The sequence below is a fragment of the Pseudomonas gorinensis genome, assembly GCF_042015035.1.
In the GTDB taxonomy this organism is placed as follows: Bacteria; Pseudomonadota; Gammaproteobacteria; order Pseudomonadales; family Pseudomonadaceae; genus Aquipseudomonas; species Aquipseudomonas gorinensis.
In genome coordinates this window covers 6,663,928-6,687,652 of sequence record NZ_CP167125.1, presented here as the reverse complement: position 1 = coordinate 6,687,652, position 23,725 = coordinate 6,663,928, and the positions used below count along the sequence as shown (strand labels likewise).

The 23,725-nt window shown below is 60.5% G+C and carries 20 protein-coding genes and 1 tRNA gene; 4 read left to right on the top strand and 17 right to left on the bottom strand.

Annotated elements, in window-relative coordinates:
* Nucleotides 1-3 precede the first annotated feature (3 nt).
* The 10 genes from pqqE to AB7933_RS30620 all read right to left on the bottom strand — a co-directional run bounded on the left by pqqE (nucleotide 4) and on the right by AB7933_RS30620 (nucleotide 9,817).
* Nucleotides 4-1,185 carry a pyrroloquinoline quinone biosynthesis protein PqqE gene (pqqE, locus tag AB7933_RS30665; RefSeq protein WP_051448908.1) on the bottom strand — a complete coding sequence of 394 codons (1,182 nt, stop codon included), beginning with the start codon at nucleotides 1,183-1,185 and terminating at the stop codon, nucleotides 4-6.
* A complete protein-coding gene (gene pqqD / locus AB7933_RS30660) occupies nucleotides 1,127-1,402 on the bottom strand; it encodes a pyrroloquinoline quinone biosynthesis peptide chaperone PqqD (RefSeq protein ID WP_024077741.1) in 276 nt (91 codons plus the stop codon). Before pqqD ends, pqqE begins: the two co-directional genes overlap by 59 nt.
* Nucleotides 1,399-2,151: a pyrroloquinoline-quinone synthase PqqC gene (pqqC, locus tag AB7933_RS30655; protein ID WP_024077740.1), complete on the bottom strand. Its 753-nt coding sequence runs from the start codon at nucleotides 2,149-2,151 to the stop codon at nucleotides 1,399-1,401. Before pqqC ends, pqqD begins: the two co-directional genes overlap by 4 nt.
* An 11-nt stretch (nucleotides 2,152-2,162) precedes the next feature.
* The gene (gene pqqB, locus AB7933_RS30650; protein WP_024077739.1) at nucleotides 2,163-3,074 is read right to left on the bottom strand and encodes a pyrroloquinoline quinone biosynthesis protein PqqB; all 912 of its coding nucleotides are present in this window, start codon (nucleotides 3,072-3,074) and stop codon (nucleotides 2,163-2,165) included.
* Between the two features lie 71 nt (nucleotides 3,075-3,145).
* Nucleotides 3,146-3,220, bottom strand: coding sequence for a pyrroloquinoline quinone precursor peptide PqqA (gene pqqA, locus AB7933_RS30645; protein WP_003194766.1), 75 nt, complete (start codon nucleotides 3,218-3,220; stop codon nucleotides 3,146-3,148).
* Between the two features lie 159 nt (nucleotides 3,221-3,379).
* Nucleotides 3,380-5,761: a pyrroloquinoline quinone biosynthesis protein PqqF gene (gene pqqF, locus AB7933_RS30640; RefSeq protein ID WP_024077738.1), complete on the bottom strand. Its 2,382-nt coding sequence runs from the start codon at nucleotides 5,759-5,761 to the stop codon at nucleotides 3,380-3,382.
* A 48-nt stretch (nucleotides 5,762-5,809) separates the two neighbouring features.
* Entirely contained in the window at nucleotides 5,810-6,604 is a 795-nt protein-coding gene (locus AB7933_RS30635) for a carbon-nitrogen hydrolase family protein (protein WP_024077737.1), read from the bottom strand.
* 10 nt (nucleotides 6,605-6,614) lie between these two features.
* The gene (locus AB7933_RS30630; protein WP_041161310.1) at nucleotides 6,615-8,297 is read right to left on the bottom strand and encodes a flavin monoamine oxidase family protein; all 1,683 of its coding nucleotides are present in this window, start codon (nucleotides 8,295-8,297) and stop codon (nucleotides 6,615-6,617) included.
* Nucleotides 8,298-8,464: 167 nt separating this feature from the next.
* On the bottom strand, nucleotides 8,465-8,911 hold the full coding sequence (locus AB7933_RS30625; RefSeq protein WP_024077735.1) for an Lrp/AsnC family transcriptional regulator: 447 nt from the start codon (nucleotides 8,909-8,911) through the stop codon (nucleotides 8,465-8,467).
* Between the two features lie 36 nt (nucleotides 8,912-8,947).
* Nucleotides 8,948-9,817, bottom strand: a complete 870-nt coding sequence (locus AB7933_RS30620) for a LysR family transcriptional regulator (RefSeq protein WP_024077734.1) — start codon at nucleotides 9,815-9,817, stop codon at nucleotides 8,948-8,950.
* 112 nt (nucleotides 9,818-9,929) lie between these two features.
* Here AB7933_RS30620 and AB7933_RS30615 point away from each other — a divergent pair, with 112 nt between their 5' ends.
* Nucleotides 9,930-10,355 (top strand): VOC family protein, encoded by a 426-nt coding sequence (locus AB7933_RS30615; protein ID WP_024077733.1) that lies wholly within the window; start codon nucleotides 9,930-9,932, stop codon nucleotides 10,353-10,355.
* Between the two features lie 63 nt (nucleotides 10,356-10,418).
* Here AB7933_RS30615 and arsA read toward each other — a convergent pair whose 3' ends face one another.
* The 6 genes from arsA to rpsU form a co-directional block, all read right to left on the bottom strand.
* Nucleotides 10,419-12,179: an arsenical pump-driving ATPase gene (gene arsA, locus AB7933_RS30610; RefSeq protein WP_024077732.1), complete on the bottom strand. Its 1,761-nt coding sequence runs from the start codon at nucleotides 12,177-12,179 to the stop codon at nucleotides 10,419-10,421.
* Nucleotides 12,180-12,431: 252 nt separating this feature from the next.
* A tRNA-Ile gene (locus AB7933_RS30605) sits at nucleotides 12,432-12,508 on the bottom strand.
* Between the two features lie 15 nt (nucleotides 12,509-12,523).
* Complete coding sequence (locus AB7933_RS30600) at nucleotides 12,524-16,267, bottom strand: EAL domain-containing protein (protein ID WP_024077731.1); 3,744 nt, start codon at nucleotides 16,265-16,267, stop codon at nucleotides 12,524-12,526.
* A 124-nt stretch (nucleotides 16,268-16,391) separates the two neighbouring features.
* Nucleotides 16,392-18,242 carry an RNA polymerase sigma factor RpoD gene (rpoD, locus tag AB7933_RS30595; RefSeq protein WP_024077730.1) on the bottom strand — a complete coding sequence of 617 codons (1,851 nt, stop codon included), beginning with the start codon at nucleotides 18,240-18,242 and terminating at the stop codon, nucleotides 16,392-16,394.
* Nucleotides 18,243-18,309: 67 nt separating this feature from the next.
* A complete protein-coding gene (gene dnaG / locus AB7933_RS30590; RefSeq protein WP_024077729.1) occupies nucleotides 18,310-20,280 on the bottom strand; it encodes a DNA primase in 1,971 nt (656 codons plus the stop codon).
* Between the two features lie 442 nt (nucleotides 20,281-20,722).
* Nucleotides 20,723-20,938: a 30S ribosomal protein S21 gene (rpsU, locus tag AB7933_RS30585; protein ID WP_002551877.1), complete on the bottom strand. Its 216-nt coding sequence runs from the start codon at nucleotides 20,936-20,938 to the stop codon at nucleotides 20,723-20,725.
* A 203-nt stretch (nucleotides 20,939-21,141) separates the two neighbouring features.
* On the opposite strand from rpsU, the gene tsaD reads away from it, so the two are divergent.
* Nucleotides 21,142-22,167, top strand: a complete 1,026-nt coding sequence (gene tsaD, locus AB7933_RS30580; protein ID WP_024077728.1) for a tRNA (adenosine(37)-N6)-threonylcarbamoyltransferase complex transferase subunit TsaD — start codon at nucleotides 21,142-21,144, stop codon at nucleotides 22,165-22,167.
* 33 nt (nucleotides 22,168-22,200) lie between these two features.
* Here tsaD and plsY read toward each other — a convergent pair whose 3' ends face one another.
* On the bottom strand, nucleotides 22,201-22,770 hold the full coding sequence (gene plsY / locus AB7933_RS30575; RefSeq protein WP_024077727.1) for a glycerol-3-phosphate 1-O-acyltransferase PlsY: 570 nt from the start codon (nucleotides 22,768-22,770) through the stop codon (nucleotides 22,201-22,203).
* A 72-nt stretch (nucleotides 22,771-22,842) separates the two neighbouring features.
* On the opposite strand from plsY, the gene folB reads away from it, so the two are divergent.
* Both folB and folK read left to right on the top strand, forming a co-directional pair.
* Nucleotides 22,843-23,196, top strand: coding sequence for a dihydroneopterin aldolase (gene folB / locus AB7933_RS30570; protein WP_015886183.1), 354 nt, complete (start codon nucleotides 22,843-22,845; stop codon nucleotides 23,194-23,196).
* Nucleotides 23,187-23,705, top strand: a complete 519-nt coding sequence (gene folK / locus AB7933_RS30565) for a 2-amino-4-hydroxy-6-hydroxymethyldihydropteridine diphosphokinase (RefSeq protein ID WP_024077726.1) — start codon at nucleotides 23,187-23,189, stop codon at nucleotides 23,703-23,705. The genes folB and folK overlap by 10 nt, the downstream gene beginning before the upstream one ends.
* Nucleotides 23,706-23,725 lie beyond the last annotated feature (20 nt).

Genomic DNA, 23,725 nt, shown 5'->3' with positions numbered 1-23,725 from the left:
TCGTCAGCCTTTTGCGATGAGCCGTGAGTTGCGCTCATTGCGAAAGGCCAGTTGCTCGATGGTCTGGGTGGCATGTTCGGCTTCTTCCCGTGCTTGAAGGATGATGCCGTGTTGCTCGGACTTGCTGCACACCGGGTCGGCATTGCTCGCATCCCCCGTGAGCATGAAAGCCTGGCAGCGGCAGCCGCCGAAGTCCTTTTCCTTTTCATCGCATGAACGGCACGGCTCGGGCATCCAGTCATAGCCGCGAAAGCGGTTGAAGCCGAAGGAGTCGTACCAGATGTGCTGCATGCTGTGGTCGCGCACATTGGGAAATTGCACCGGCATCTGTCGGGCGCCATGGCAGGGCAGGGCGGTGCCGTCGGGTGTTACCGTCAGAAAGATACTGCCCCAGCCGTTCATGCAGGCTTTTGGGCGTTCCTCGTAGTAATCCGGGGTGACGAAGATCAGCTTGCACGGGTGGCCTTCGGCTTCGAGCTTGGCGCGGTATTCGTTGGTGATGCGTTCGGCGCGCACCAGTTGCTCCTGGGTCGGCAACAGGCCCACACGATTGAGCTGCGCCCAGCCGTAGAACTGGCAGGTGGCGAGTTCGACAAAGTCCGCCTCCAGCGCGATGCACAGCTCGATGATGCGGTCGATCTTGTCGATATTGTGCCGGTGGGTGACGAAGTTCAGCACCATCGGGTAGCCGTGCGCCTTCACTGCACGGGCCATTTCCAGCTTTTGCGCGAAGGCTTTTTTCGAACCGGCCAGCAGGTTGTTTACCTGTTCGTCGCTGGCCTGGAAGCTGATCTGGATATGGTCCAGGCCGGCTTTCTTGAAGTCGCTGATCTTCTGCTCGGTCAGGCCGATGCCCGAGGTGATCAGGTTGGTGTAGAAGCCCAGCTTGCGCGCCTCAGCGATCAACTCGGCCAGGTCCTGGCGCACCAGCGGCTCACCGCCGGAAAACCCCAGTTGCGCGGCGCCCATCTCACGAGCCTCGCGAAACACCTTGATCCACTGCTCGGTGCTCAGCTCCTTGCCTTGCTCGGCAAAGTCCAGCGGGTTGGAGCAATACGGGCATTGCAACGGGCAGCGGTAGGTCAGCTCGGCGAGCAGCCACAGCGGCAGGCCGATCGCCGGTTTTTCAGGCAAGGGTGATCCAGTGCTCGGCACGGGCGACCTCCATGAATTGCTCGATGTCATCACCCAGCTCAGGCACACCGGGGAATTGTTTATCCAGCTCAGTGATGATCGCCGCCACGTCGCGCTCACCGTCGATCAACCCACCAATCAGCGCGGCGCTGTCGTTGAGCTTGATCATGCCTTCGGGGTAGAGCAACACATGGCCTTTTTGCGCGGGTTCGTACTGGTAGCGGTAGCCCTGGCGCCAGGTCGGTTTTTTGCTGCGATCAAAGCTCATAGGGCGATCCCTTTATGCCAGACCCGCTGCTCGGTCACGCTGTGATACGGCGGGCGATTCAGTTCGTAGGCCATGCTCATGGCATCCAGCATGCTCCACAGGATGTCCAGTTTGAACTGGAGAATTTCCAGCATGCGCTCCTGGCCTTCACGGGTGGTGTAGTGCTGCAGGGTGATCGCCAGCCCGTGTTCCACATCGCGTCGGGCCTGGCCCAGGCGGGTGCGGAAATACTCGTAGCCGGTGGGGTCGATCCATGGGTAATGCTGTGGCCAGCTGTCGAGGCGTGATTGGTGGATCTGCGGCGCGAACAGCTCGGTCAGCGAGCTGCTGGCGGCTTCCTGCCAGCTGGCGCGGCGCGCAAAGTTGACGTAGGCGTCCACCGCAAAGCGCACGCCGGGCAGCACCAATTCCTGGGAGCGCAGTTGGTCCGGGTCGAGGCCGACAGCCTGGCCCAAACGCAGCCAGGCTTCGATACCGCCATCTTCACCGGGGGCGCCATCGTGGTCGAGCAGGCGCTGGATCCATTCGCGGCGGATCTCGCGGTCCGGGCAGTTGGCCAGGATCGCGGCGTCTTTCAGCGGGATATTCACCTGGTAGTAGAAACGGTTGGCGACCCAGCCCTGGATCTGCTCGCGGGTGGCGCGGCCTTCATACATCGCCACGTGGTATGGGTGATGGATATGGTAGAAGGCGCCCTTGGCCCGCAGGGCGTGCTCGAATTCGACGGGTGTCAACGGTGTGTCAGTCATGTCGTCAGCTCCTACAATTCAATGCTCATGCCGTCGTAAGCCACTTCGACATTGCGCCGCACCAGTTCCGCTCGTTCGGGGGAGTCTTCATCGAGGATCGGGTTGGTATTGTTGATATGGATAAGTACTTTGCGCTGCTTCGGCAATTGTTCCAGCACTTCGAGCATGCCACCGGGGCCGTTCTGTGCCAGGTGGCCCATCTCGCGACCGGTGCGGGTGCCGACGCCACGGCGCTGCATCTCATCGTCGTCCCACATCGTGCCATCCACCAGCAGGCAATCACTGCCGGCCATGATCTCCAGCAGCGGCGCATCGACTTTACCCAGGCCTGGGGCGTAGAACAGTTTGCCGCCAGTGCGCAGGTCTTCGACGATCAGGCCGATGTTGTCGCCGGGGTGCGGGTCGAAGCGGTGCGGCGAATAGGGTGGCGCGGCGCTGCGCAACGGCAGCGGGGTGAAGCGCAGGTTGGGGCAGGCGGGGATGGTGAAGCTGGCGTCCAGCTCGATACGGTTCCAGGCCAGGCCGCCGTTCCAGTGGGTGAGCATGGTGAACAGGGGGAAGCCGCTGCTCAGGTCTTCATGGACCATGTCGGTGCACCACACCTGGTGCGGGCAGCCTTCGCGCAGGCTCAACAGGCCGGTGGTGTGGTCGATCTGGCTGTCCATCAGGATGATTGCGCTGATGCCGGTATCGCGCAGTGCGCGACCGGGCTGCATGGGCGCGAAGCCCTGGAGTTGCGCGCGAATATCCGGCGAAGCATTGCACAGCACCCAATTGACGCCATCGTCGGAAATCGCGATGGACGACTGGGTGCGCGCCTGCGCCCGCAGGCTGCCGTCACGAAAGCCTGCGCAGTTCACGCAGTTGCAGTTCCACTGCGGGAAGCCGCCGCCGGCGGCGGAACCTAGAATCTGGACAAACATGGCCGCTCCATCAAGCAAAGCTGAAAACAAAAACGCCCCGGACGAGCCGAGGCGTAATCTTACCCAGCCAATCAGCGGCTGGCGAAGTACATGGTCACTTCGAAACCGATGCGCAGATCAGTGTAAGCAGGTTTGGACCAGGTCATATTCTTACTCCTACGAAGGGATGGGACGTTTACTACCAAGTAATACATATAGTCCACCTCCAGTCGGAGATGTTCAGATGTGTGCGTGGGAATGTTACCGAATTCTTTTCAAGTTAGCGCTGTCTTGGTGGAAAAAGCCTATTGCAGGGGCGGCAATGATCAGTGCACCGTTTGCCAGGCATCGTTGATGCGCGGGCCATTGGCGACGCAGCGCCAGCCGCCCGCGGCGACCTGCAATTGTTGGGCGGCGTACTGCAGGTCTTCGCGGGTGCGGGTCAGGATTGCTTGTTGCAACTGTGAGAGGTAATCCGACGGATGGCCTGCCAGGCGCGCGTGCCACAACAGTTCGGCGGCTTGGGCGATGGGCAGCGCCTGTGCTGTGAATTGTTGCGCCAAGGGTTGCTGGCCCAGGTCGTCGTTGCTGTCGATCAATGCCGGCAGTTGGGCAAGAAACGCCTGGAGGTGATCAACGATCGCTTCAAGGGAAACACTGGGGGACTGCACCCCCAACAACAGGCCGGCTTGCCCGTTGATTTGTCGGACACTGCTGAATACGGCGTAGCCCAGCTGCAATTCAACGCGCAGACGTTGATAGAACGGGCCCTGGAGCAAGTGCCCGAGCAGTCGCCATGACGCTTCATCCGTCAGGGAATATGTGGGTGTCGGGCAAAACAGCAGCAAGGCGGCGTCGTTGGAATCGGTCTTTACCTCATGCCACAGCTGTTGACCGCTGAGGCTTGGGGGGACGTGCTCGCTGTTAACGGGCTGCCCGGGCAAGCGAGCGACAGCGGTTTTGATCGCCGCTTCATACGCGGCGGGCAAACCGCAGCCCAGCCCGTGCCAACCTGCGTTGGCCCACGACGCCGATGGCTCACCGGCCTTGGGCGGGCTGCCGGCGCAGCACGCCGGCAGGGCGCTGAGCAATGCTCGAATCGCGATCATAGTGGGCTGGGCGCAGGGCGCCTCCAACGGCTGGTGCAGGCGATGTGCCAACGCTTCCAGCACGGCCGGCATGGGCTCATGCAGGCCGACCATTTTCAGCAGCCAATCGTTGCCGGTCGTTTCGAAAGACAATTCGACCCCGGCCTGGCGGGCATTCGTGCGCAAGGGCTGCAACGTGCTTTCCAGCCCTGCTGGCACGGGAGAATCAAAGCGCCAGCGCAGGTATAAAGCGCCTTCGCCGCTGTCATTCGCCAGGGCCTGGCTGAAGGTCAGAGCCGACACTTCCCTGCGTCCCCGTGAGCGGTCCTGGGCGAAGGTGCGCAAGCCGCGATGAGCGCTGGTCTGGCCACGGATCAAACCGGCGCGTTCGTCCCTGGCAGGCGGGCGCAGGAACGGGTTGTTCGGCGGGAGCTGCCAGGTGTGCCGGGAGGGCGCCAGTTGCAGGGCGTCGAGCATGGCCTTGAGGGCGGTGGCGCTGTGTTCCGACAGTTGTGGCTCCAGGCCGTCGCTGTCATGTCGCGCCAAGGCGAGTGCGCTCAGGGTCTGTTGTTGGCGCGCGTTCAGCAAGGCGAACTCTTCGCGCAAGGGTGTCCAGTCGCTGTGGGCGAAAAAGCTCAGCCAGTCGTGCAGCAGTGTCTCGATCTGTGGTGCTGAGCCGCGTTGGGTACCCAGGGTAAAGTCGACATCCAGCAGCGCTTGCCCGCTGAAGTGATAAACCACGCTGGCATGCAGCGCGGTGGCCAGTTGTCGCGTTTTCACTTCGGCAAGCAGACCGCCCGGCGCCGAGGTATTAAGCCAGAGGCACAGGAAATCCAGCGCTTCGCGGGGTGCTGCGCAGGTGATGACCTGATGCAGGTGATTGCCAGCAGTGTGTTGATAACCGCGCGCCAGGCCGGCCATCAAGGCGGGTGGGGCGTCCTGCGGATGCAGGGGCCCCGATGTCAGTGCGTCACTGAACCGCTGCGCCAAGGCTTCCAGTTGCGCCAATGATTGTGGGCCGGCAAGGCTCAACGTCATCTGCCCGCTTCGATAGAAGTGCGCGTGAAATCCCCGCAACGCTTGCTGGAATGCCTCGCTTTCCAGCGGCAGGCTATCGCGATTGCCGGCATGAAAACCCCGCAGTGGATGATTGGCGGCGACGCCTTGCAGCAGTGCCACTTGTTGCTGTGCGTTGGCATCCTCGGACCAGGCGACGAACTCCGCGTGCAGCACCTCGCGCTCGCGCAGTTGGTCTTCCAGCATCAGGCGCGGGTGAGTCAGCATGTCCGCCAGCCGCTCCAGCCCATCGTCGAAGGTCGATACCGGCAGCTCAAAGAAAAAGTCCGTGGTGCGCTCGCGCGTGCTGGCGTTGACCTGGCCGCCGTGGCGCTGCACGTAGCTCATCAGGCCTTCGTCACCCGTGAACCGCGCCGTGCCCAGAAACAGCAAGTGTTCCAGGAAATGCGCCAGGCCTGGCCACGCCAACGGGACGTCATGGCTGCCGGCAGCCACTCTTAAGGCCGCGGCGCAGCGCTTCAGGCGCGGGGCATGACGCAGGGAAACCCGCAAACCATTGGCCAGGGTCAGATGAGAGTGGTGAGGATGGACCGGCGCAGGCATGGGCACTTCCGAAACGTAGGAAGCGCCTATGCTAGCAAACCCATCAGGTCAGGGCTTGTACAGCGTGCCATAGAGCTCGGGGCGACGGTCTTGCAGGTAGTGATTGGCGGCGCGGGCGTCGAGGATCGATTGGTGTTCCAGCGTGCCGACAATCAAGGCTTCATCCAGGCCGGCCTGGGCGATGCGCTGGCCATTGGGCGCGGCGATGCTGCTTTGTCCGCAGTAATGGATCTCGCCTTCGTGCCCGCAATAGTTGGCGTAGGCCACGTAGCACTGGTTCTCAAAGGCCCGTGCCCGCACGGTGACGTCGGCAACAAAGTCGAACGGCACCATATTGGCCGTGGGCACCAGGATCAGTTCGGCACCGGCCAGGGCCAGGCGCCGGGTGTTTTCCGGGAACTCCAGGTCGTAGCAGATGAGAAATCCGAGCGTCCAGCCGTTGAGTTCCACCAGCGGGAAATCATCCTCGCCGGCGCTGAACATCGAATGATCCAGGTCGCCAAACAGGTGCGTCTTGCGGTAGTTGCACAGGCGCTGCCCGTTGGCGTCGATCAATTGCACGGCGTTGTAGATTTGCCCATCCTCGGCTCGCTCCGGGTAGCCGTACAGAATCGCCAGCTTGGCGCTGCGTGCCAGTTCGGCAATCGCATGGGCTGACGGGCCATTCTGCGCTTCGGCCAGTGCGCCCACGGCCTCGGCGCCGATGTTGTAGCCGGTCAGGAACATCTCCGGCAGCACCAGCACATCAGCGCCGGACGCCTCATGCGCCAGTTTGTGCAGGCGCTTGAGGTTGCCCGCCACATCCAGGGGCAAGGGCGGGCATTGGTACAGGGCGACACGCATGGTCAACTCCTTACTCGGGCAGGGCGATCGGCCCGATGTCATCGAACACATCACCCGGCCCTGGGTTTTCTGGATGGGTGCTGCCACCGAAGTGGGTCATGATGCCCCACACCGCGTTCAGCGAGGTTTGCACGGCGCCTTCCACCCAGGCGGGGGTCCAGGATACGTCGTCGCCGGCAATGAAAATCCCACGTTGTTCGGCGGGCATGTCCTTCTGTATGAAGTGCGCGTACATCCGCTGGTTGTAGCGATAGTGGCCGGGCAGCGCGCCCTTGAAGGCCCCGAGGAAATGCGGGTCGGCTTCCCAGGACACGGTGATCGGGTCGCCGATGATGCGCGCCTTGATGTCGACTTTCGGGTAGATCTTGTTCAGCGCGTCGAGGGCCAGCTTCACCCGCTTGTCGATGGGCTGCGGGAGCATTTTCAGGGCGTCGCTCATCCACGAGTACGACAGGCAGATCACGCCCGGCTTGTCGTCGCCGTTGTCGAAGAGGTAAGTGCCACGGGTCAGGCGATCGGTGAGGGTCATGCTCATCAGGTCGCGGCCGGTTTCCGGGTCTTTGTCTTTCCAGAACGGGCGGTCGACCATCACGAAGGTTTTCGACGACTGCATGTAGCGCGTACGGTCGAGGGCCATCCACATCTTTTGCGAGAACAGGGTTTCATCGCATTCGATCTGGGTGGTCAACAACCAGCTCTGGCAGGTGGTCAGTACCGCCGCGTATTCGCGGGTGTCACCGTAGTTGTCGGTGACTGCGAACCGGCCACCGGGCGCGTGGGCAATGCGCTTGACCCCGGCCCGTGGCGCGCCGCTGTGCAATGAACTGAGGCTGGTACCGGCTGGCCAATGGGCGCAGCGTTCCGGCACATGGCGCCAGATGCCCATGGGCACTTGCGCCACGCCGCCGACCACCAGGTGCTGGTGGTCGTCGCAGTTAGTCATCACCACGCGGAAGATTTCCAGCATGGAATTGGGGAAATCCGAGTCCCAGCCGCCCGTGCCGAAACCCACCTGGCCGAACACTTCGCGGTGATGGAACGACAACTTGGCGAACGCCTTGGAGGTGGCGACAAAATCGTAGAAGGTGCGGTCGTCCCACAAGGGCACCAGTTTATTCCACAGTTCTTTGAGGCGTGGCACGTCACGGTCGCGGATGGCTTGCTGGATATCGCCGAACTGCGAACCGGCTTCCAGGGCATCGGCCCAGGCGTCAGCCACTTCCTGGAACAGTGCCGGCAAGTCAGAGAGCTTTTGTGCGTAGTGGGTTTGGCCTTCCAGGTCGATCACCGTACTGCCGGAGGCCGGGGTCAGCGGGTTGGGAAAGGGTTTGGTGTCCAGGCCCAGTTTGTCCACGTAGTGATAGAACGCCGTGGACGATACCGGGAAACGCATGCCACCCAGCTCGGCGATGATGCCTTCGGCGCCTTCAAAGGCTTGGGAACGCAGGCGGCCACCCATCTTCGAGGCTTCGTATACCACGGGCTTCAAACCCAGCTTCATCAGTTCATAAGCGGCCACCAGCCCGGCAATCCCGGCGCCGACGATCGCCACTTCGGCGCCATGGTTGGCTGCGGGAATGCTGCCCAGGCCTGCTGGGTGTTCGATCCAGTCATCAAAGGCAAACGGGAAGTCCGGGCCGAAGATGGTGATGGGCTTCTTGCCGTCGACCGGGTGGCGGTTGTTTTTGCTGATGGTGCTGGAAGGAATGCTCATGGCTGACCTTACTGACGACTCGGCGGGAAGCGACCCGCTGAGTATAGGAAAAGATGGCAGCCAGTTTAGGCAGCGTAGCGCTCGTTAATAAGACGCAAACTGTCGTCGGTTTGGATTGTTTTTGGTCAATATGACGAAGTGGCTGGTCAGATTGGCTGGCCACGGTCCAATTTATTGCTGAGGATGATCGAGGTGGTGGTTTTCTCCACGCCGTCGACGCTGCCGATCTGGTCCAGCAGTTGATCCAACTGCTCCGGCGAATCGGTGCGCAGCCAGGCCACGTAATCGAACTCGCCGCTCACGGCGCAGAGCTGCTGGACCTGAGCCATGGCGCTGAGCCTGCGCAGCACGTCCTTGCCCGAGCGTGCCTGCACGGTGATGCCGACATAAGCCTGCAAACCGCCATCCACGACCCGCTGGCCAAGGCGCACGCCGTAACCGGTAATCACCTGGGTTTTTTCCAGGCGCGCCAGGCGCGACGTCACCGTGGTGCGCGCGATACCCAACTGCCGGGCAAGCATGGCGACGCTTTCGCGAGCGTTGATCTGCAAAGCGGCGATCAATTGGCGATCGATTTCATCTAGGGCGTGCAAGGGAGGCTCCGATACGGGCGGCGATGGGGTGGCATGTTACAGGCTTGCGTCGGCGAGCAGGCAGCGGGCGAACAGCTGCGGCACCGGTAGGTGGCGTTGGCTGTAGCGGCTCAACAGGATGATCTCGCGGTAAAAGGTCAGATGACCCAGCGGGATAATCCGCACCTTGGGCGAGCGCTCCAGCCACAGGCCCGCCTGGGGAATCAACGACACGCCCAGGCCGCACTCGACCATCTTCACGATGGCTTCCAGCTCGTCCAGCTCGAGCGCTACCTGTACCTCTATCTTTTGTTCACGCAGAAATCGGCTGACCAATCGCCCCCCAAACGAAGCGCGGTCATAACGTACGTGTGGCTGTGTGCCGAGCAATTGCAAAGGGTCATCGCCGTCGACGGTCTGAGGCGCGATCAGTACGAACGGCTCTTTGCGCAGCACGCGTACATGCAACTCCTTGGGCAAGTCAAAGGGCGGGCGAATGATGATCGCCGAGTCCAGCTCGCCGGCGTCGACCTGGCTCAGCAGCTCAAGGGAGACCCCGGGCACCAATTTGCATTCCACTGTCGGCGCGGCTTGGCGTAAGCGCACCAGCGCCTGAGGCAACAGGCCGGTTTGCGCCGTGGTGATCGCGCCGACTTTCAACTCGCCCCGGTATTCGTTGGCATCCACCGGCACCGCCATGCGGTTGAAGGTCTCCAGGATCTCCTTGGCCAGCGGCAAGGCGCGAATGCCGGCGGCATTCAGAGTGGCCTGGCGTCCCGTGCGGTCGAACAATTGCATCCCCAGCACCTGCTCCAGCTGGCGAATCTGTGCACTCACCGCCGACTGCGTCAGCCCGATATGCATGCCCGCCGCCGCAAACGTGCCATGGCGGGTTACCGCAATAAAGGTCTTCAATTCACGCAGCATGGACGTCTCGATTCATCGAAATAATTTGAGCTCGGCGCAAAAATTATCGTCTTTTCATCATCTGGAGCAAGGCTAAACTCGACGCATCTAATACCCACAGAGGTTTGACCTGATGGCATTGGCTCCTTTTCACCTGGCAATCCCGGTATTCGACCTGGCCGCCGCGCGGCACTTCTACGCTGAAGTCTTTGGCCTGGAGGAGGGGCGGTCGAGCGAGCACTGGGTTGACTTCAATTTCTTCGGCCACCAATTGGTCATCCACGAACACCCGAAAACCGCCTCTCAAGCAGCGGCGCATACCAATGCAGTGGACGGCCACGACGTGCCGGTCCCGCATTTTGGCGTGGTGCTGGGCTGGGAAGACTGGCATGCCCTGGCCGAGCGTTTGCAGGCGCGGGAGACGAAGTTTGTGTTGGAACCGCACATTCGGTTCAAGGGGCAGGTGGGGGAGCAGGCGACGTTGTTCCTGTTTGATCCGTGCGGGAATGCGCTGGAGTTCAAGGCGTTTCGGGATATGGGGCAGTTGTTTGCGAAGTGATGACTGTATTTCGCACGGTCTTTCTTCTCAGTAGAGACGCAGCGTCGAGCCGACGCTGGCGTATCAATCCAGCAGGTGCTTTAACGCAGCGACGCCAACAGGCGGCTCCGCCGTCCAGGGAACCACAATGACAGCATGGCTGGTTTGGTCGGCTACTCGCGTCATCTGTTTTTGCTCGCTATCCAGGCGCGCGCGCAGCAGCGGGTCGGTGGTGGCTGTAGCCAATAGTGACTTATTGACCACCCATGCATACGGTTCGATGTTGGCCCTGCGCAAGTCATCTTGCAGCGCTGCCGCCTGAGACACAGGTGTGGCTTCGGGCAGCGTCACAAGGAGAATTTTGGTGTAGTTGGCATCTTGCAGGCGCATCAATGGCGTAACGATATGGTCCGAGGCTCGGCCTTTGAATTCCCGAAGCATCTGGCGGTGATAGGCGCCTGTGGCATCCATCAGTAGCAAAGAATGCCCCGTGGGGGCGGTGTCCAGTACCACGAACGAGGTCCTGGCTTGAGAAACCACGCGGGAGAACGCGTGGAAGACGGCGACCTCTTCGGTACAGGGGGAGCGAAGGTCCTCGATGAGCAAGGCTATTTCAGCTTCCGTCAGGGTCGGCGCGCGGGACGCCACGATCTTGTCTACGTATTTTTGGGTCTCGACCTTAGGGTCAATGCGGCCAACGCTAAGCCCTTTCACATCGGCATTGAGGGTCACGGCCAGATGCGCCGCAGGGTCAGTGGTGCTCAGGTGCACGGACTTGCCGTGCTGCACCAGGCCCAGGGCGACGGCGGCGGCAATAGTGGTTTTGCCAACCCCACCTTTGCCCATGACCATGATCAACCCGCGTTCATCATTCGCAAGCTCGGCGATCAGCTCCGAGAGCGTGTGATGTTCCAGGCGTGAGGGCGCTTGAGTTGCAGTACTTGTTGGCCTGGCAGGCTCCGGGGCAAGCAGTCCGCGAAGCGCGGGCAAACCAACGGAGTCTACAGCCTTGAGCGAAATATAGTCGGCTGAAAGCTGGCGCAGTGAAGCTGGCATCTGGTCGAGCGCCCGTTGGCCAATAGCCTCGATCGCTGCTGCGATCGGGTCATTCAAATCGCTGCGTTTGAACACCGCGTTTACCACTAAACGCTGGTTGACCAGACCCAACTCACGGAGCTCGTCGGAGGAGTGCGCAGCCTCGTCGAGCGCGCCTTTGTCAGGGCGAGTGACTAGCACAACGGTGGTCAGGGCTGAATTGTTGAGCGCCGCCAACGCCTGCTTGAAAAGCTGCTCCTGCATTTTCAAACCCGAGTGCGGCCCCAGGCATGACGCGCCACGGTCATTGCCTTCCAAAAAACCGCTCCACGCTTTTGGCAGGCTCAACAGTCTAAGCGTGTGCCCCGTGGGCGCGGTATCGAACACGACATAATCGTAGGCTGCTGCGCCTTCTGACAGGAGGTGGGCAAACTCATCGAAGGTTGCGATTTCGGTCGTGCATGCCCCCGAAAGCTGCTCGCGTACCAGAGCAATATCCTGATCGCTGGCCTGGGAGCCCATTTGCTCGACTACCCGGGCTCGGTAGTCGATGGCGGCGGCCTCGGGGTCGATGTTCAGCACGAACATCCCAGGCACCTCCGGCACTGCTACAGGCTGATTGCTCAACTCGACACCGAGCATCTCATCAAGGTTCGAGGCGGCGTCTGTACTAACCAACAGCACCTGCTTGCCTGCATCAGCCAAGGCGATTGATACCGCAGTGGAGACCGACGTTTTGCCCACTCCGCCCTTGCCAGTGAAGAACATATATTTGGTGGGTTGATCGAGCAGTTTGATGGTGGGTCGCATGGCGTGCTGGCCTCCCCGCGGAGCACAAGTGAGGCTCAGAGTTTAGACCGATGTTCTGCCCCCTCAGTTTATTTTATGAATCAAGCGGACAGGTTTAGCCCAACATAGGGTTGCTATGTCGATTCACGGCGGCGAGCAGAAGGTATTCTTCCTCCGGCGATAACCTTCGGTCACGATCACTTGGACCGTTGGACTGTATATGAGGTCGATACGCCAGAAACGCAAAAGCCGCGCAATGCGCGGCTTTGGAGTTGGTGGGCCCACACGGACTTGAACCGTGGACCAAAGGATTATGAGTCCTCTGCTCTGACCAACTGAGCTATAGGCCCTTAGTAGGTCGCGGATTATAGCGATGGTTTCTCCGCTGTGCTATCCGAAAAATCCTCAACGCTCATACGAAGAAAGGTCGCGGCGAACAGCTCCGGGGGGAGAGGCAGGCTGACGATGTAGCCTTGCATCTGTTCACAACCCTCTGCGGCAAGGAAGGCTTGCTGCGCCGAATTTTCCACGCCCTCGGCGATGATGGTGAATTGCATGCTGTGGCCGAGGGCGATGATGGCGCGCACGATGGCGGCGTCGTGAGGGTCGTCGGGCAGGCCGCGGACGAAGGATTGGTCGATCTTCAGGAAGTCCAGGGGCAGGCGCTTGAGGTAGCTGAGGGACGAATAGCCGGTGCCGAAGTCATCAATCGCCAGTTGTACGCCCAGGCGCTTGAGCTGATGCAGCACATCGAGGGCTTCTTCGGCCTGGCTCATGATGAAGTTCTCGGTGATCTCCAGTTGCAGGCAGCCAGGTTCCAGGTGGTACTCGCGCAGCAATTGTTCGATACGTGACAGCAGGTTGGGGTGACGCAGTTGGGCGCCGGCGAGGTTGACCGACAGGGGGCCGAAGCCATCGAAGGCGGTTTGCCAGGCGTGCATTTGTCGACACGCCTGTTCCAGCACCCAGTCACCAATCTGCAGGATCATGCCGTTTTCTTCGGCCAGGGCGATAAAGTGTTCCGGCGCTACATCGCCGAATGTCGGGTGGTGCCAGCGGATCAGTGCCTCGGCCCCGATCAGTTCCTGCGTGAGCAGGCTCAGTTTTGGTTGGTAATACAGGCTCAATTCATCGCGTTCGATGGCGCGCCGCAGTTCGTGCTCCAGCGCTACGCGTTCATTGGCCTGGGCCGTGAGGTCGCGGGTGTAGCTTTCGACCCGGTTACGGCCCTTGGCCTTGGAGCGGTACATCGCGGCGTCGGCGTTTTTGACCAAGGTGGCCACGTCGGTGCCGTCCTGGGGGTAGAGGCTGGTGCCAATACTGGCGCTGATAAAGAACTCGTGTTCACCGGCCTGGAACGGCGGGGTGAAGCAGTCCAGCAGTTTGTTGGCCAAGTGTTGTGCATCGCTGGCTTGTTGCAGGCCGGGCAGCAGGATGATGAATTCGTCACCCCCCAGGCGTGCGACGGTGTCGATGTCGCGCAACTGCTCCTTGAGACGTACGGCGATGTCCTTGAGCAGCAGGTCGCCGATGGGGTGACCGAGGCTGTCGTTGATATGTTTGAAGCGGTCCAGGTCGAGGAACAGCACCGCGCCCTGGCTGCCGGTTTCCTGCTGGCAGTTGATGGCGGCCTGTAACCGACTTTCAAACAACGTGCGGTTGGGCAGGCCGGTCAGGGGGTCGTGGTGTGCCTGATAGTCGAGGCGGGCCTGGGCGTGCTTGAGGCTGGAGATGTCGGCGAACACGGCGACAAAATGCGTGATCAACTGGTCGCGGTTGCGCACGGCGCTGATGGTCAGCCAACTGGGATACACCTCACCGTTCTTGCGACGGTTGGAAATTTCGCCTTGCCAGTGCCCATGCGCAGTCAACTGGTGCCACATGGCGGCATAAAAGGCGCTGTCGTGCAGGCCCGAGGCGAGCAGGCGCGGCGTGTGGCCGAGGGCCTCGGCTTCGCTGTAGCCGGTGATTTCGCTGAAGGCGCGGTTGACGGCGCTGATGTTCTGCCGGGTGTCGGTGATCAATACGCCTTCGGCGGTGCTTTCGAAAACCGTCGCGGCCTGTTGCAGTTTTTCCTGCATCTGTTGGCGTTCGGTGATGTCCCGAGCGATGGTCAACATGCAGTCATCACCGCCAATGGGCAGCGGGCGGCTGGACACTTCACAAAGCCGAGTCTGCCCGTCGTTGCGGCGGATGTGACAGATGAAGTCGCGGACAAACCCGTCGCGCTGCATCAGCTCGATCATGTGTTTGCGTTCGTTGAGGTCGACCCAGATGCCCAGGTCCAGGGTCGACTGGTCCAGGGACGTCGCGCTGGTAAAGCCGGTAATGCGGCTGAACCCCTCGTTGACCTCGATCAGCAGGCCATCGCTTTGACGGCTCAGCAGTAAACCATCGGGGGAGGCATGGAAGGCCTTGGCGAATTTTTCTTCGGAGGTTTGCAGCTGTTGCTGGGTTTCCTTGAGTTGGGTGATATCACGCACCACGACCACCAGCGCTTCGATAGTGTCGAGTTGGAAGGGTTCGGCCGAAATCAGGCCGGTAAACGCTTGGCCATTGCTGCGCAGAAAAGGCATTTCCAGGTTGCGGATGCTGGTGGTCTGCACCTGTTGCAACAGATCCGGGCCGGTACCGGGGATGCCCCAGATATTCAGCTCGGTGGCGGTTTTACCAATCACGTCCTTGGCCTTCAGGCCAACCTGGTCCTCGAATGCTTTATTGACCTCCAGCAGGCAGCCATCGGACATCCGTGCGATCACCAGAATATCCGGGCACTGCTGGAACACCGAGGCAAACTTTTGCTCTGACAACTGCAGCGCCTCTTCGGTGCGCTTGGCGTCGCTGATGTCGATCATCAAGCCACGCAGCACCGGTTCATGGCCATGTTCGATCAGGCTGACAATATCGCGGACCCACAAGCAGCGGCCATCGGCCGTGATCACTCGGTAATCAACACTGTGATCACGGTTGGCGCGGGTTTCGCGCAAGCAATACGCTTCGGTACGTGTCAGGTCGGCAGGATGAATGATGTTGCGCCAGAAGCCGGGAATCAGCCAATGGGCGCGAGGATAGCCGAGTAACTCTTCGGCATGCGGCGACACGTAGCTGTAGGTGAAATCGCTGACGCTGGCTTCCCAGGCTATGGCGGACAGGCTTTCGACCAGGCCGCGATAGTGGTATTCGCTGCTGCGCAGCTCCTGCTCGAGGGCGACACGGCGAGAGATCTCTGAGCTGAGGCGGCGGTTGATGCGAATCACGATGGCCAGCACCGTGCTCAATAGCAGTACCGCCGGCAGGCCGTAGGTCAGCAGGTCTGACCAGAAGGTGCGGTGATCGGTGAGGCTGCCGACCCAGTGTTGCTGAATCGCTTGAGTTTCATCTGGGCTGAGGTCGGCGAGAACCTTGTCCAAGATGCTCACCAGCATTTTGTCATCCCGAGGTACGCCCATCGCCAGTTGGTAGCGGTAGGGTGTCTCGCCGCTGACGTACAAACCGTCGAGCTTGAGCTGGCGCAGGCTCCAGACGCTGGAAGCCAGATCGCCGACCACGGCGTCTACTTCATCAGTGGCCAACGCCTGCAGCGTCGAACTCACGTTGGGCAGAGCCACCAGATTGAGGTCAGGGTGGTGGGTACGCAGTAGCTCATGGGGGGCGTAGTTTTCCACCACGGCGATCTTCAGGCCATAGAGCTCCTTCAGGTTGCGTGGGTGTGCACCGCCTTCATGGGCGAGGATGACAATGGGAAAGTCCAGGTAAGGGCGTGTGAACGCCATAAAACTCTGGCGTTCCGGGGTGGACATGATGCCGGGCAGCAGATCGAGCTTGTTTTGCCTGGCTAGCTCCAGCACGGCGCTCCAGTTCTCCGGCTCGATCAGTTTGATCCTGACGCCGAGGCGGTCCTGGATCAACCGCACATAGTCTGCCGCCAAGCCTTGGTAGCGGCCGTTTTCATCACGGTACTCAAAGGGCGGCCACGACGCGTCCACCCCCAGGCGCAGCTCCTGATGGTCCGCCAACCAGCCACGCTCATCATCAGTGAGAGTCAACGCGCCAGCCGTTGCGGTCCAGGTCAGCAGCGACAGCAGTATCACGGTCGGCAATCTGGGCATAACGGTCTCGTTATGGCACGGGGAATGTTTCGAGTGTAGACGGGCATTGCGGGGGGAGAGGGGAGGTGCGGGGAATTTTATCGGCACACAGCAAAACCCCCGGCCTGGGCCGGGGGTTCTGGGATCACTCGTCGAGGAAGGAGCGTAGATGCTCGCTTCGCGTCGGGTGGCGCAACTTGCGCAGCGCCTTGGCTTCGATCTGGCGGATCCGCTCACGGGTCACGTCAAACTGCTTACCGACTTCCTCAAGGGTGTGGTCGGTATTCATGTCGATGCCAAAACGCATGCGCAGTACCTTGGCTTCACGGGCAGTGAGGCCGGAGAGTACGTCGCGAGTCGCTTCTTTAAGGCTCTCAACGGTGGCGACATCGATTGGCGACTGCATGGTCGAGTCTTCGATGAAGTCACCCAAGTGGGAGTCTTCGTCATCACCGATCGGGGTTTCCATGGAGATCGGCTCTTTAGCGATCTTCAATACCTTGCGGATTTTATCCTCAGGCATTTCCATGCGTTCGCCCAGCTCTTCCGGAGTCGGTTCGCGACCCATTTCCTGCAACATCTGCCGGGAAATACGGTTGAGCTTGTTGATCGTCTCGATCATGTGCACCGGAATACGGATGGTGCGGGCCTGGTCGGCGATCGAGCGAGTGATCGCCTGACGGATCCACCAGGTGGCATAAGTCGAGAACTTGTAGCCGCGACGGTATTCGAACTTGTCCACAGCCTTCATCAAGCCGATGTTGCCTTCCTGGATCAGATCGAGGAATTGCAGGCCACGGTTGGTGTACTTCTTGGCGATGGAGATCACCAGACGCAAGTTCGCTTCGACCATCTCTTTCTTCGCGCGGCGGGCCTTGGCCTCACCGATCGACATGCGACGGTTGATGTCCTTGATCTCGGCAATCGTCAGACCGGTTTCGGTCTCAAGCGCGGTCAGCTTCTGCTGGCAACGGATGATGTCTGGCTGCAGGCGACCAATGGCTTCGGCGTATTTCGCCTTGCCCTTGGCCAGTGCATCGGTCCAGCTTTCGTCAACTTCGTTGCCCGGGAACTGGCGCAGGAAGTCGGCACGCGGCATGCGCGCATCACGAACACAGAGCTGCATGATCGCACGCTCTTGTGCACGCAGACGCTCAAGGGCACTGCGAACACGCTCAACCAAGCCTTCGAATTGCTTCGGTACCAGCTTGATCGGCATGAACAGCTCGGCCAGCGCTACCAGCTCGGCAATCGCCAGCTTGTTGGCGCGACCGTGCTTTTTCAGGGCCTTGCGGGTGATTTCCATTTGATCGGAAACCGCACCGAAACGCTGGGCAGCGATAATCGGGTCTGGACCGCTTTCGACTTCATCTTCGTCATCGCTGCTGGCTTCAGCATCGTCGTCTTCGGCATCGTCGTCCGCTTTCACGGCTTTCGGGTCGACAGGCGGCGGCACTTCGGCAGCAGGCGGCGCAATACCGTCGTCCGGGTCGATATAACCGCTCAGGACGTCGGACAGGCGGCCACCTTCGGTGGTGACGCGAGTGTACTCGGAGAGAATGTGGTCAACCGTGCCAGGGAAGTGCGCGATTGCGCCCATCACTTCACGGATACCCTCTTCAATACGCTTGGCGATTTCGATTTCGCCTTCGCGTGTCAGCAACTCGACGGTACCCATTTCACGCATATACATGCGCACAGGGTCAGTCGTGCGACCGATGTCGGTCTCCACCGCGGCCAACGCGGCAGCGGCTTCTTCAGCGGCTGCCTCGTCGGTATCGGCGTCGGCCAACATAAGGGCGTCCGCATCCGGAGCACTCTCGTGTACGGGGATCCCCATGTCATTAATCATGCGGATGATGTCTTCCACCTGCTCTGGATCTGAAATATCCTCAGGCAGGTGATCGTTGACCTCTGCGTAAGTCAGATACTTCTGCTCACGACCAAGGGTGATCAACTCTTTGATACGAGACTGCTGTTGCGCTTTTCCGGACATAACACCCTATCCACTGAAGGTCTTGGCGGGCAAAAAACAAGCCGAGGATTATACCCGAGCTATGACCTCACACGCCAGCTGAGGTCGGGTTTGATGCGGAAACATTCTGTTTTAAGAGGTCGCGCATCTGTTTTGCTATCTGAATTTGCTCTTCAGCCGACAATCCCGGCTGCCTTGCTCTCTTGATGAGTTCATCGAGGGTCTGCGTGTGCTGGCCCTCGGATAACCTAGTAATGGTGTCTAAAAACTGTTGTTCAAGGTTGTCGCCGTCAATTAGCCACTCCTTTTCCGCGAGTGCCTTGAGCAAGCGACCTTGTTCGGTGCCATGCCAACGAGCCATCAGCTGAATAGAGTTTAGCTTAGGATTTTTCTGCACTGCCTCGATCAGGGCAATCAGCACCTGGGCGTAGGTATTGCTTTCGTTGGCAAAATGCTCGGCGCTTTCGACCTTGCCCGCTAATTGCGGGTGATGAATCAACGTGCGCAATGCAATGAGCGTCGGGGCTTCCACGGCTACCGGTGTACGGGGGGCATAGGGCTCGTCGCGATCACCGCGCTTGCCGTTCTTGCTCCACGGTTTCTTGTCCCATTTTTTGCCGCCGGCGCCGGGTTTCTTCGGCGTCCACTCCTGCTGGGGCGCATACGCCTCCTGCGGTTGGTGGAAGTCGGAATAGTCCGGCATGGCGTCGTAGTCCATGCCAGGGTCGTGGGCGGGCGGTGCGTCCTGTGGTGCGCTGTGCACCAGCTGGCTGACCGCTTCGCCGCTCAAGCCGGTGATTTCCAGCAGGCGTTGACGCATCAGGGTGCGCAGGTTGGCGCCTGGAACCTTGTCGATCAGTGGCGCCGCAAGGGTGGCCATGTGGGCCTTGCCTTCGAGAGAGCGCGGGTCGGCTTCTTCAGTCAGTTGCTGGAAGAAATAATCCGCCAGCGGCTGCGCGTGTTGATTGATGCGTGCGCGAAAGGCGTCGGTGCCTTCGGAGCGGACCAGGGTGTCCGGGTCTTCGCCTTCGGGCAGGAACAGAAAGCGTGCGCGGCGACCATCCTGCAGGCTCGACAGCGTGGCTTCGAGGGCGCGCCAGGCGGCATTGCGACCAGCCTGGTCGCCGTCGAAGCAGAACAAAACGCTGGGCACTACGCGAAACAGGCGTTTCATGTGCTCTTCGCTGGTGGCTGTGCCGAGGGTGGCCACGGCGTTGCGCAAACCTTGCTGGGCCAGGGCGATCACATCCATATAGCCTTCAACCACGATGATTTCATCGAGGTTGCGATTGTTCTTGCGCGCCTCGAACAGGCCGTAGAGTTCCTGTCCCTTGTGGAACACCGGGGTTTCCGGGGAGTTCAGGTACTTGGGCTTGTCGTCGCCGAGCACGCGACCACCGAAGGCGATGATCCGGCCGCGGCTATCGCGGATCGGAAACATCACGCGGTCGCGGAAACGGTCGTAGCGCTTGCCGGTCTCGGCGTTTTCCACCAGCAGGCCGGCGTCGATCATGGCTTTTTGCTGCAGGGTGTCGCTGCTCAAATGTTTGTACAGGTTGTCCCAGCCCGGCGGGGCGAAGCCGAGACCGAAGTCGCGGGCGATTTCACCGGTAAGGCCACGGCCCTTGAGGTAATCGACGGCGGCCTTGCGCTGCGGATGGCTCTTGAGCGCCTGGCGATAAAAGTCCGCAGCGGCGGTCAGCAGTGGGTATAGCGGCGAGTCAGTGGGTTGCCGCGGTTTGTGCGGTCGGCCACTTTCTTCGCGAGGGATTTCCATGCCGGCGGCTTTGGCCAGTTCCTCGACGGCCTGGGGGAAGTCCAGGTTGTCGTGGTCCATGATAAAGCCGAGGGCATTGCCGCCCGCGCCGCAACCGAAGCAGTAATAGAACTGCTTGTCGGGGCTGACGCTGAACGAAGGGGTCTTTTCCTTGTGGAACGGGCAGCAGGCGGTGTAGTTCTTGCCTGCCTTCTTCATTTGCAGGCGCGAGCTGACAACATCGACGATGTCGGTGCGGTTCAGAAGGTCGTCAATAAAGCTCTGGGGAATCAGCCCGGCCATGGCGTTCTCGTCATCACTGCGTGTAATTGAGGGCCCGTGAAGTGCTCAGGCGTACGTATCGAGTGGCTCGACCATCAATCGTCTGCTTGGGCTGTATGGAAGTGTATCTGCCGAACGTTCACTGACGTTAATTTCAATCAGTGTCCGGCGTGTAAAGGCTGCCCTGGCATCCGGTCTTGGCCAATAGAGGGCCTCGGAAGCTCATCGTTGGGCACAGTCGACCTGTTGATCGCCTGCCTGAAAATAAGTGTGCTCGTCAGTAGCCTTGTTAGGCTCGTCAGAAGAGACGTGCACCGCTGGCAGAAAAGCCAGTCCTGACGTGTGAAGCGGTGTCTCTGTCGCATGGGCGGCGTCGACGATGAAGCATCAAGCGATATCCGCAAATGCCAACAGCCCGGCTGAGGGCCGGGCTTGGCAGAAGCTTGCTACGAACGTCTGTGTATTAGTACAGACGAACGGCGCGGCGCTGTTCGCGCTGAACTTTCTTGGCGTGACGCTTAACAGCGGCTGCTGCCTTGCGCTTACGCTCAGAAGTTGGCTTCTCATAAAATTCGCGGCTACGAACTTCAGCCAGAACACCGGCTTTTTCGCAGGAGCGCTTGAAACGACGCAGAGCTACGTCGAAGGGTTCGTTCTCTTTTACTTTGACGGCTGGCATCCAGAGCTACCTTCTTTCATTACCGGGAATCAACGTTCTCGTCGCAAAAAATTCGCGGCTGAGGTCGTCGGTTTTTAAGGGTTGCGGATGTTAACCCCTCATTGCCCGGAATGCAAAGCCTCTGATCGAAAACCGCTAGTCGGGAGGGGGAGTGGCGACTATTATGCGCGCCTTCGAATTCAGCCTCTACAAGGCGCAAACCCATGCTAGTACTGGGACTTGAAACCTCCTGCGACGAAACCGGTGTCGCACTTTACGACAGTGAACGCGGGCTTTTGGCCGATGCGCTGTTCAGTCAGATCGACCTGCACCGCGCCTATGGCGGCGTGGTGCCCGAGCTTGCCAGCCGTGATCACGTCAAGCGCATGCTGCCGTTGATTCGCCAGGTGCTGGATGAAGCCGGTTGCGTGCCCACCGAGATCGATGCCATTGCCTATACCGCCGGCCCTGGATTGGTTGGAGCCCTTCTGGTTGGGGCCTCTTGCGCCCAGGCGCTGGCTTTTGCCTGGGGGATTCCTGCCCTGGGTGTGCATCATATGGAAGGCCATTTATTGGCGCCGATGCTGGAAAAAACACCGCCGCAGTTCCCGTTCGTCGCTTTGTTGGTTTCGGGCGGCCATACGCAGCTGGTTCAGGTCGACGGCATCGGTCAATACACGCTGTTGGGCGAGTCCCTGGACGACGCCGCCGGCGAAGCCTTCGACAAGACCGCGAAGATGATGGGGCTCAATTATCCCGGTGGTCCGGAAATCGCCCGTCTTGCAGAAAAAGGCATCCAGGGTCGTTATACCTTCCCGCGCCCAATGTGCGATCGGCCGGGCCTGATGTTCAGCTTCAGCGGCTTGAAAACCTCCGCGCTCAATACCTGGCAGCAAAGCGTCAGCGCCGGGGACGACAGTGAGCAAGCCCGTTGCGACATCGCGCTGGCATTCCAGCAGGCCGTGGTGGAGACTTTGACCATCAAGTGCAAGCGCGCCCTGAAACAGGCCGGCATGAAGCGCCTGGTGATTGCAGGGGGCGTCAGCGCCAACAAGGCCTTGCGCACCTCGCTGGAAAAAATGCTTGGAGACATGAAGGGTGATGTGTTCTACGCGCGCCCTGAGTTCTGCACCGACAATGGCGCGATGATCGCCTATGCCGGTTGCCAGCGCCTGCAGGCCGGGCAGCATGAAAGCCTGGCGATCAGCGTGCAGGCGCGCTGGCCGATGGAGCAGTTGTCGCCGTTGTAATGGCGCGATGTGAGCCGGGCTTATCGGGCGATTTTAAAAATGCCGTTCGCGCCCGGCAAACAGGTCGCGTAAATTGCCGCGGTGACGCCAGACAATCAACAGTGTCAACACACTCATCGGCAGCAATGCAGCCGGTTCCTGCCAGGCCAGCAAGGGCAGGGTGAGCGGGGTGGCGATCAGTGCGGCCAACGAGCTGGTGCGGGTCAAGTAGAACGTCAGCAGCCAGGCGAGCACGGCCAGCAGCGCCGCCGGTGGGTAAATCCCCAGCAGCATGCCGGCCGCCGTGGCGACACCTTTGCCACCGCGAAAGCGGAAGTACAACGGGAACAGGTGGCCGAGGACGGCGCACACGCCGATCCAGGCCTGCTGTTGCAGGGTAAGGCCGGCCAGGCTGGCGATCAGTACGGGTAACAGGCCTTTGCAGACGTCGCCCAGCAGGGTGAGTACGGCGAGTTTCTTGCCGGCCAGGCGCAACATGTTGGTAGCGCCGGCATTACCTGAACCACTCATTCGCGGGTCGGGATTTCCCGTCAGGCGGCTGAGCAAAATGGCGAAGGACAGCGAGCCAAGCAGGTAGGCGAAAATCGCCAGTGACCAAAACATGCTAACTATTCCGGGCGAGGACGCCCTGATTCTAACGGGGCATTGCGCCCTTGTCGTGCTGCGGAGAAGAGCTTGGACAGAGTGTTTATCGAAGGCCTGGAAGTCGACACCGTGATTGGGGCCTACGACTGGGAGCGCGGGATCCGTCAATGCTTGCGCCTGGACCTGAGCTTCGCGTGGGACAATCGCCCAGCTGCTGCCGGTGACGACCTGACCCTGGCTTTGGATTACGCCAGCGTATCTGCCCGCATCCAGGCCTTTGCCGAGCAGTCTCAGTACCAGTTGGTGGAGACGTTCGCCGAGCGGCTGGCCGAAGTGCTGATGAGTGAATTCCAGATTCCCTGGCTGCACCTCAAGTTGACCAAACCGGGTGCCGTACCGGCCGCAAAGGGCGTGGGCGTGGAGATCGAGCGCGGATGTCGCTAACTCAGGTTTATCTCGGCCTTGGCAGCAATATTGAGCGCGAAGCCCACCTGCGCGCGGGTCTTGACGCGCTGGCGAGCTTCTTGACGGATGTGCGCTGTTCGGCTGTGTTCGAAAGCCAGCCCGTGGGCATCAAGAGCGGACCGTTCTTCAATCTCGTGGTGTCGGCCTATACCGACCTGCCGTTGATGGAGCTGGATCGCCGGCTTAAATTCATCGAGGCCGACAACGGTCGTTATGCGCCAGACCGCAAAGGGCTACCGCTGGATATCGACGTGCTGCTGTACGGCGACTTGGTGGGCAACTTTGATGGCTTGATCCTGCCACGGGCAGAAATCCTGAAAAACGCCTTCGTGCTGTGGCCGCTGTCGTTGATGGCGCCCGATCGTGTGCATCCTGAAACGGGCAAGACGATGGCTGCACTCTGGCGTGATGCTCAGATCGACCAGGTGCTGGCGCCTGTCGGGTTTGAATGGCAGGGCCAGCAACTCACCCCGGACGCGCTCTTGTAGGCGCGAGCGTGCTCGCGAAA

Bases quoted from the DNA above. Each gene is read 5' to 3' on its own strand.
- pqqE (WP_051448908.1), bottom strand. From the start codon at position 1,185: ATGACATCGAGCAATTCATGGAGGTCGCCCGTGCCGAGCACTGGATCA.
- pqqD (WP_024077741.1), bottom strand. From the start codon at position 1,402: ATGAGCTTTGATCGCAGCAAAAAACCGACCTGGCGCCAGGGCTACCGC.
- pqqC (WP_024077740.1), bottom strand. From the start codon at position 2,151: ATGACTGACACACCGTTGACACCCGTCGAATTCGAGCACGCCCTGCGG.
- pqqB (WP_024077739.1), bottom strand. From the start codon at position 3,074: ATGTTTGTCCAGATTCTAGGTTCCGCCGCCGGCGGCGGCTTCCCGCAG.
- pqqF (WP_024077738.1), bottom strand. From the start codon at position 5,761: ATGCCTGCGCCGGTCCATCCTCACCACTCTCATCTGACCCTGGCCAAT.
- AB7933_RS30635 (WP_024077737.1), bottom strand. From the start codon at position 6,604: ATGCGTGTCGCCCTGTACCAATGCCCGCCCTTGCCCCTGGATGTGGCG.
- AB7933_RS30620 (WP_024077734.1), bottom strand. From the start codon at position 9,817: ATGCTGCGTGAATTGAAGACCTTTATTGCGGTAACCCGCCATGGCACG.
- AB7933_RS30615 (WP_024077733.1), top strand. From the start codon at position 9,930: ATGGCATTGGCTCCTTTTCACCTGGCAATCCCGGTATTCGACCTGGCC.
- arsA (WP_024077732.1), bottom strand. From the start codon at position 12,179: ATGCGACCCACCATCAAACTGCTCGATCAACCCACCAAATATATGTTC.
- AB7933_RS30600 (WP_024077731.1), bottom strand. From the start codon at position 16,267: ATGCCCAGATTGCCGACCGTGATACTGCTGTCGCTGCTGACCTGGACC.
- rpoD (WP_024077730.1), bottom strand. From the start codon at position 18,242: ATGTCCGGAAAAGCGCAACAGCAGTCTCGTATCAAAGAGTTGATCACC.
- dnaG (WP_024077729.1), bottom strand. From the start codon at position 20,280: ATGGCCGGGCTGATTCCCCAGAGCTTTATTGACGACCTTCTGAACCGC.
- rpsU (WP_002551877.1), bottom strand. From the start codon at position 20,938: ATGCCAGCCGTCAAAGTAAAAGAGAACGAACCCTTCGACGTAGCTCTG.
- tsaD (WP_024077728.1), top strand. From the start codon at position 21,142: ATGCTAGTACTGGGACTTGAAACCTCCTGCGACGAAACCGGTGTCGCA.
- plsY (WP_024077727.1), bottom strand. From the start codon at position 22,770: ATGTTTTGGTCACTGGCGATTTTCGCCTACCTGCTTGGCTCGCTGTCC.
- folK (WP_024077726.1), top strand. From the start codon at position 23,187: ATGTCGCTAACTCAGGTTTATCTCGGCCTTGGCAGCAATATTGAGCGC.